The sequence below is a fragment of the Actinophytocola sp. genome (assembly GCF_035762905.1).
In the GTDB taxonomy this organism is placed as follows: Bacteria; Actinomycetota; Actinomycetes; order Mycobacteriales; family Pseudonocardiaceae; genus DASYTH01.
This window is the reverse complement of record NZ_DASUCC010000081.1, coordinates 1-7,692: the sequence shown is the minus strand read 5'-3', so window position 1 is coordinate 7,692 and position 7,692 is coordinate 1. Positions and strand designations below refer to the sequence as shown.

Annotated in this window: 7 protein-coding genes and 3 pseudogenes; 4 read left to right on the top strand and 6 right to left on the bottom strand. The window is 66.9% G+C overall.

Annotated features, from left to right (window positions below):
* Window positions 1-206: 206 nt before the first annotated feature.
* Entirely contained in the window at window positions 207-425 is a 219-nt protein-coding gene (locus VFV67_RS16800) for a hypothetical protein (RefSeq protein WP_326471083.1), read from the bottom strand.
* Here VFV67_RS16800 and VFV67_RS16795 point away from each other — a divergent pair.
* The 3 genes and pseudogenes from VFV67_RS16795 to VFV67_RS16785 form a co-directional block, all read left to right on the top strand.
* Window positions 366-500: pseudogene (locus VFV67_RS16795) on the top strand (helix-turn-helix domain-containing protein); the annotation flags it as partial. The gene VFV67_RS16800 and the pseudogene VFV67_RS16795 overlap by 60 nt on opposite strands.
* A gap of 56 nt (window positions 501-556) precedes the next feature.
* Window positions 557-772, top strand: a complete 216-nt coding sequence (locus VFV67_RS16790; RefSeq protein ID WP_326471081.1) for a hypothetical protein — start codon at window positions 557-559, stop codon at window positions 770-772.
* A gap of 456 nt (window positions 773-1,228) precedes the next feature.
* Window positions 1,229-2,329, top strand: coding sequence for a hypothetical protein (locus VFV67_RS16785; protein ID WP_326471079.1), 1,101 nt, complete (start codon window positions 1,229-1,231; stop codon window positions 2,327-2,329).
* Between the two features lies 1 nt (window position 2,330).
* Here VFV67_RS16785 and VFV67_RS16780 read toward each other — a convergent pair whose 3' ends face one another.
* Together VFV67_RS16780 and VFV67_RS16775 are read right to left on the bottom strand one after the other, a co-directional pair.
* Window positions 2,331-3,104: a hypothetical protein gene (locus VFV67_RS16780; RefSeq protein ID WP_326471077.1), complete on the bottom strand. Its 774-nt coding sequence runs from the start codon at window positions 3,102-3,104 to the stop codon at window positions 2,331-2,333.
* Between the two features lie 212 nt (window positions 3,105-3,316).
* Window positions 3,317-3,589, bottom strand: a complete 273-nt coding sequence (locus VFV67_RS16775) for a hypothetical protein (RefSeq protein WP_326471080.1) — start codon at window positions 3,587-3,589, stop codon at window positions 3,317-3,319.
* Window positions 3,590-3,599: 10 nt separating this feature from the next.
* Between VFV67_RS16775 and VFV67_RS16770 the strand changes: the two are divergent.
* Window positions 3,600-4,046: pseudogene (locus VFV67_RS16770) on the top strand (transposase family protein); the annotation flags it as partial.
* Window positions 4,047-4,122: 76 nt separating this feature from the next.
* On the opposite strand, the pseudogene VFV67_RS16765 reads toward VFV67_RS16770, so the two are convergent.
* The 3 genes and pseudogenes from VFV67_RS16765 to VFV67_RS16755 form a co-directional block, all read right to left on the bottom strand.
* Window positions 4,123-4,664: pseudogene (locus VFV67_RS16765) on the bottom strand (transposase family protein); the annotation flags it as partial.
* 219 nt (window positions 4,665-4,883) lie between these two features.
* A complete protein-coding gene (locus tag VFV67_RS16760; RefSeq protein ID WP_326471076.1) occupies window positions 4,884-5,261 on the bottom strand; it encodes a hypothetical protein in 378 nt (125 codons plus the stop codon).
* A 132-nt stretch (window positions 5,262-5,393) separates the two neighbouring features.
* Entirely contained in the window at window positions 5,394-7,607 is a 2,214-nt protein-coding gene (locus VFV67_RS16755; protein WP_326471075.1) for a helix-turn-helix transcriptional regulator, read from the bottom strand.
* Window positions 7,608-7,692: the final 85 nt, after the last annotated feature.

Here is a 7,692-nt window from a genome sequence, read left to right as displayed (position 1 = left end):
ACCCAAAAGCGGATGCGCCGGCCTGACCCTCTACGCCGTAGTTCGTCTCCTCCAACAACAACTGGTACGCATGGCCGGCGCATGCCACCTCTGCCAACGTCCCTACCCCTTACACAGCAGAACCTAACAAAGTACTACTAGTGCCGTGACCATGAACGTTGGCCGGTTTGGTGACACGCCGGGTTGGGTTCGTGGTTGGTGATTGTTTAGAGCGTCACGCTGTGTGGATGGCAGAGCTTGTTCGAGTTCGGAGGCTGACTGATCAGGAAGGTCAGCGGCTGCAGCGGATCGTGCGCAGAGGCTCGGGTTCGCCGATCCGGTTGCGGCGGGCGATGGTGGTCTTGGCCTCGGCAGGCGGGAACACCGTGCCCGCGATCGCCCGTCTGGTTCAGGGTGATGAAGACGCGATCCGGCAGGTCATCCATCGGTTCAACGAGATGGGGATGGCCAGTCTGGACCCTCAGTGGGCGGGTGGCCGTCCCCGCCTGATCAGTCCTGACGACGAAGCCTTCATCGTTGCGACGGCCACGACGCGACCGGAGAAAGGGGCACCTTCGTGGCCAGCTTGCTGCTCGGCCGGCTCGCGGCCGCCGGTCTGTCCGAGGGCACCGTTGAAGAGCTGGAGGCGGCTGCGGTCGCCCAGACCGCCCAGGGCCTCCTGCTCGCCGCCGTGACGTACAAGGTGACCTCGACCTGGGACAGCACCTGGGCCGGTGGCACCGTTCCGCCGCCCATTCCGGACACCGCCTACAGCGTGATCACCATCGGCTGAGCTGATTGAGTCTCGCCTGCGACTGGGCGAGCGTTCATACTCCTGGTCATGATGCGCGCATGTTCGCGGTTGGCTCGGCTTCGCCTTGTCCGCGCCGTGCGCATCGTCCTCCCAATCGCCATCTTCGCCATGGCACCGGGAGAATCCGGCCGGGGTCGTCTGCCGGGCAAGTCACCCGTCGCCACAGCTATATGGGCGAAAGTATGCTCCCAATGCGGGGTGGTTGACCAACACCGCACCAAGCTGGCCGAGCCGTTCTGCAACCTGGGCCACCGATGCCGGTATCTCAAAATCCGGGTATGTGCGGAACCGCGTTGTCAACGAGCCCTCATCTATGGGCAGGCAAACATCGACAGGGTGGAGTGCTCTGGCGAGGCGGGGCACGATCCGGCACCGTTGTTCAGCGGACCACCGAAGGTGCACCCGATGAAAGTGACTTCCTGGAGGCGGCACTGAATGTGGTTCGCGACGCTGCTGACGTCCGGGGCCGCCTCGTTCGGGCGGGTGCTGATCGTGGGCCTGCTGCCGAACGCCGTGCCGCTGGTCTTCCTGTGGGCACTGCTGCGGGCGGGCAGTTTCACCGGTCAGAGCGACTGGCGGTTGCTCCTGCCGGCCGACACGCGCGGCGACCTGGTCACCGTCCTCCTCGTACTGTTCGGCATCACTCTGCTCACCGTCGTGGCCCAGCCGTTTCAGATCCGCCTGGTGCGCATACTGGAGGGGTATTGGGAGGGGTGGTGGTTGACCGCCCGGCTGGCGCCGGTCTTCGTCGAGTATCAGTATCGGAAGGTTTCGCGGCTGCGGGAGCGGTTCGCGTTTCTCTCCAACGACGTGCACCGGGAATTCGACGACCGTATGGCGCTGTCCGAGCTGAGTCGGGAATACCGGGCGAGGGCGCGCCGCCGGAGCGAACTGAGCCGGGTCGAGGCCAAATTGCAACGATATCCGGCGCCGGTGTCGGACGGGGCACCGGACGAAGGCGAGGAACCGATCGAGGAGGTACGACTCCTTCCCACCGGGCTGGGAAACGCGCTGCGAACCGGTGAGACCTCGGCGGGCGAGCGGTACGGCCTGGAAACGGTCAGTTCCTGGCCGCGGCTCTATCCGCACTTCTCCGACAAGTTCATCGGCCTGCAGGCATCCGCCCGGGACGCGCTCGACGCGGCGGCCAACTTGACCATCAGCTTCCTCATCGTGACGGTACTCGGTATGGTCGCGCTCTTCGACGAGCCGAAGGCCTACTGGATTCCCGCGGCCGCATTCGGGTTGTTCGTCCTCTCCTACCTCGGATCGATAGCCGCCGCCGTCGAATACACCACGTTCGTTCGGGTCGCCTACGACCTGCATCGGTTTGATCTCGTCAAGGCCATGCACCACCCACTCCCGGACAATCCCGTCGAGGAGTACCGGTTGTTCCGGAAGCTCTCGGCCTTCTTCCTTGCCGATGCGGGGGAGACGCCGGTGTTCGGTCTGGCGCGCGAGGCTTTCCCTGAGGACACGTACGACCACTCGCACAAGTCCGAGGACAAGACCGGTTCGTCAGCGGACACCCGCTAGATCAGGCGGTTCGGTACACGGTCACGATTCCGCAGAATCCCAGTACCCGCAGGCTTACCTTTCGGTTCGCCGGGTCGCCGTTGGGCCGCGGGTCCCGTATCGGGGTGAGCAGCCTGCCGTCGTCGTCGGCGAGGATCACGTGCCAGTCCGCCGGGATGCTCAGGTACACGTGGCCGAATATGGCGGTGGCGTGCACTTTGACCGGCGCGAGTCCGGCCGCGGTGTGCAGGTTTGCCCGCACCTCACCCAGAATCGCCCGGGGCCGCAAGGGTGCGTCACCCATCGTTGGCGGCGCGTTGACCCGGCCGGTCAACAGGATCCTGGTCCACGAACCACCAGCGGAAGACCCCACCGACAGCAGTAGAGCGATGCCCGCGAGCGCGAGTGCGGCCGGCAAGATGACGTTGACTAGCTTGCCGGTGGCTAGGTCGTACCGAAACGCCAGGACTGTGAGCGCGGCGAACGCGACCAGGCCGGGGGCGAGCAGCGATTCCGGCCGCAACACTGACCGGATCAGGTTCGCGGCGGCCAGCACGAGGAGTGCCCACGGCCACCACGCGGCGACGAACGCCCACGCGAGCGCTACCCGGTCGACCGTATCGCCGGCCAGAAACGCTCCGGCGACGAGCAGGAGCAGGCCGACCCAGGTTCGCGCACGACGTTCGGTCGCCGGCGGTGGGCCGGCAGCGAGTGCCGTGTCCGATGCGGGCTGCGTCGTCGCCTCGGTCCTGCCGCTCCGCCTGGGCGCCGGCCGCTGACCAGGTTCCGTGCTCACACGGGCAGGGTAGACGGGCCGGGCGTGCCGGTGGCCCATCGCCGCTGCGGCCGCAGATTTTCCGTGGTCGGAGCTCGGTGCTGGGCTCCGATGGCGGGCAGGTCAGTGGGTGCGGCCGAGGGTGTCCGCCGTGCGTCCGCGGATGTGGGTCGGCCAGTCGGTGGCGAGTTGGTGGGCGAAGGCTTCGTGGATGGCGTGGCGTTCCTTGTTGGTCAGGCGTTCGGCGGGGCGTCGGGATAGCGGACGGTCAGGCCGTGCCGGGCCGAGTCGGTGAGGAAGCTGTGCGCGCGTTTGCTAATTGTCATCGTCAAGCCGGGCATCGGGAGTGTGGGAATTGTCAACAGGGCGGTTTGCCAGTCGATGCCGAGTTTGAGAAAGCTGGTGCCCTTACTGTCCAGCCACCGGGAGATGTCGCTGATCCAGACCACCCGCTGGCCGGGGTGCTCCCGGGCATACAGGTCGGCGAAACCCAATAGCTGTCCCACATCTTGGACAGACCGCATCGCCGCTGACCGGCCGTTCTACTCCGGTAAGCACCGGATGCACGGGATGAACCTGCAGGTGATCGCCTCCCCGGACGGGACGATCCTGTGGGTGTCCGGCCAATTGCCGGGTAGCACGCATGACACCGCGGCCGCCCGGATCTGGAACATCCTCGCCGCGCTGCGCGACACCGGGCTCATCGCCCTGGCTGACAAGGGCTACCACGGCTACGACCAGACCGGTCAACACATGATCACCCCGTACAAGGGCCGCACCAAGCCCCAATCCCAGAAGGACGCCAACCGGGCTCACGCCCGGCTCCGCGGCCCCGGTGAACGCGCCAACGCCCAACTCAAGACCTGGCGCACCCTGCACAAACTCCGCTGCTACCCCCGACGCGCCGGACGACTGGCCAAAGCCATCCACGTCCTACAGAACTACGAACTCGCCACCAGATGAAAAGGGCTCACTGCGGCAGAGCAGGTTCGCCCTCGCCTGGTTTGCGATAGGGCATGATCACCCCTGGGTTGCCCTAGTAGCCGCCGTCGGCCATGACGTGCGCGCCTGGCAGTGCTGATCAATGCCGGACTCGGTGTAGGCGCGGCAATCGTTGCGGTTGCCCGGCAACGGCTTACCGATCGCCACGGTCAGCCGGGTAGTGGCGTCGATGACGACTTGCAGGTTGGTCGAGTACCGATAGTTCTTGCTCGAGGCGGCCATCGTGCGGTCGTGCGTGGGTACCAGGGTGCCGTCCACGATCAGCACCGTGCCCGGACCATGCGGCTTGCGCACCGGTGCCAGTACCAGCAGCGGGGCCAGGGGGTCCACCACCCGGCCCGCCGCCGACTTGGAGATCCCGAACAGCGGCGCGACCTGCCGCAACGTCAGGTTGGTGCGGTAGTACACCGCGACCAGCAACACCCGATCCGCCAGCGCCAAACCCCACCGCCGGTCGGTCCCAGTCTGCTCCCCACCACGACCCCGCACGATGCCCACCAGCCTGTCGAACTGTTACACCGACAGACCCGTGAACACCGGCACCCACAGCGGCCGATCCACGCTGATCACCTGCTCCACACCATGATCAACGATCAAGAACGCCCACAGTTACGGGACAGCCTTTAGCCAAACCGCGAGCGCGGTCGTGTACTCCGAGTCACTAAACTAATGACCTAGATGCCGTACTTTCCGGTGACCTGCAAGCCGACTGCAAATGAGTTGACATCGCTGATCGCCGGGGGCGGCCGGTCGGAGCGCACCTGAGAGCCTACGACCGGCCGCCCCACACGCGGGAGGTTACGGCGCGATCGGCATCACCGCGCTGGTCGCCGTCGCGTCCGGCACGCCCAGGGAGTCCAGGGACTTCAGGCGGGCGATGACATAGATCTCCTCGGCGCCCAGCTCGGTGTCGAGAAAGTCTCCGTCGATCGTGGTCTTCAGCTTGAGGTCCTTCATCTTCGTGGCCGTGGCCACGAAGTCTTGAGGACCCTGGGGGGTCGAGGTCACCTGGTCGTCGAAGAAGTCGTCGTCCTCCCAGACCTCGAAGGTCCCGCGGAAGCGATCCCCGACCTCTCCGGAGCCGAAACTGGCGTCATAGAGGACCTCCAGTTTCCACAGGTTGCTCGTGTTGGACGGCTTGGACGCGCTCAACCGCACGTTGGAAATGACTGCCATGACTCTTCCTTTTCTATCGGTATTCTTTGCCGTTTTCGGCTGGAGTCAGTCTTGCCTCCACCGGGCTCCCGGCACACCGTGTGGACTACCGGTTCCGTCGCGCGGTAGGGACACCCGGTAGATGTACCGGGGTCAGTGCAGGCCGTGCTCGAGGGCGAAGCGGGTCGCCTCGGTGCGGGAGCGGAGGCCGAGCTTGGCGTAGATTGCGGTGAGATGCCAGTTGACCGTGCGCGGGCTGATGAACAGTTTCCTGGCCACCTGGTCGTTGGTCAGCCCGTGGGCGACCAAGCGCAGCACGTCGGCCTCCCGGGCGGTCAGCTCGGGAGTCGCGGCGGTGGGAGTGGTCGGTTTCAGGGCAAGGTCAATGGCGTCGGTCAGCGACAGGGCTCGTCCCTTCGCCCACGCCGTGCGGAAGGCCCTTTCTCCGAGGGCATCCTTGACGGTCGCCACGCCCCGCTCGTAGTCCACCGGCAGGATCACGACGAGTCCCGCCCGCGCGCGCAGGGCTTCGGCGGCGCCGAACAGCCGGGCGGCCCGCTGGTGCTCGCTCTGCGTGGCGAAGACCGCGGCCAGTAGCTCCATGGCCGTCAAACTGAGGAAACTCTCCTGCTGCCGGCGAAGCAACGCGAGGCACTCGGTGAGGGCGCCGGTAGCTTTCGGGTAGTCGCCGCTACGAAAGCCGGCGAGCCCGATTTGCCGCAGGGCCAAGGCGAGCACCCATTCGTCGCCGGTCCGACGACCGATGGCGACGCTCTCCTCGAGCGCGGGCCAGGCGGTGTCGAAGTCCCCCTGGAGCGCGGCGGTGCCGCCGAACCGGGCCAGCGACATAGCCAGCTCGAACGTGTTCGTCTCGGTTCGCAGCAGCTGTACACTCTCCTCGATGTGCGAGCGCGCCTGGGGATAATCGCCTTCCGCTTCGGCCGTGGCACTCAGGAAACGCAGTGCCTCGCTGAGGCCGACTGGCCGCCCGAGTTCCCGCCACAACGCGATGGCCTCGGTGAGATGCTCCCGGGCGGCCCCATAGTCGCCCAAGGCCCAGGCCAGCAGTCCCGCCCCGTTGAGCACCTCCGCGGTATGGTGGTCGGGTCGGCCGTGCCCTATGTGCGCCGCGCCGGCCAGCCAACCCCGCCCCTCGGTGAGATGCCCGCGGTAGAGCCAGAACCACACCAGCGCGTTGGCGAGCCGCACGTGCACCTCCGGTGGGCCTTCGGTGCGGCTCCAGGACAGGGCTGCCCGCAGATTGTCCACGTCGGACTCCACGCGGGTCAGCCACTGTTCCCGATCGGCGGTGTTGATCCGTGGCTGGATATCTTCGGCGAAGTCGAGGAAGTACCGGGCGTGGCGGGTGTGCAGCTCGACTGCCTCATCGGGCTCGGTCAGCTTCTCCCGGGCGTACTGGCGGACCATTTGGAGTAGCCGGTACCGCGTCTTTCCATCCTGTTTCTCGACCAGCACCAGCGACTTGTCCACCAACCGGGTCAGCAGGTCGAACACCCGGGCTGGGTCGATCTCCGCGCCGGCGCACACGTCCGTGGCCGCGGCCGCGGTGAAACCGCAGCGAAACACCGCCAACCGGCGGAATAGCGCGGCTTCCTCGGTGGTGAGCAGCGCGTGGCTCCAGTCCATGGTCGCGTGCAGCGTGCGCTGCTGCGGTGACGCGCCGCGCCACCCTCCGGCCGTCAGGTCAAACGAGGTCGTGAGCCTGGCGGCGATCTCCTCGATGGCCAGCATCCGGGCCCGTGCGGCGGTGAGCTCGATGGCCAGCGGGATGCCGTCCAGCTTGTGGCACACCAGCGCGACCGCCGCCGCGTTGTCGGCGGTGAGCGTGAAACCGGGCTCCACGGCCGAAACCCGCTCGACGAGCAGCTGGACCGCGTCGTAGCGCGGCAGCCTGTGTGCGGGCGGCAGGTTGCATGGATCGGGTACCGGCAGCGGCAGCACCGGCCAAGTGCGCTCCCCGTTGACCCGCAACGGTTCTCGGCTGGTCGTGAGGATCCGCAGCCGCGCGCTTCCGGCCAGCAGGGCCGGCACCAGCTCGGCGCAGGCGCTGATCAGGTGCTCACAATTGTCCAGCACCAGCAGCAGATCGCTGTCCCGCAACCAGGCGCGGATCGTGTCAAGGAGCGAGTGGCCGGGCTGCTCGCGGATCCCCAGTACCTCGGCGACGGCCTGGGCCACGCCGTCCGGCTCGGCCAGCACGGCAAGGTCAACCCACCACACGCCGTCTTTGTACGAACCGCTCAGCTCGATCGCCACCGCGACGGCCAGCCGGGTCTTGCCGCAGCCCCCCGGCCCGGACAACGTGACAAGGCGATGGCTTCCCAGCAGGGCGGCCACTTCGGCCATCTCGCGTCTCCGACCGACCAGCGGCGTCAGCGGACGCGGCAAGGTATTCGCCCCGGCCGGCGAGTTAACGGTATCCGATATCACG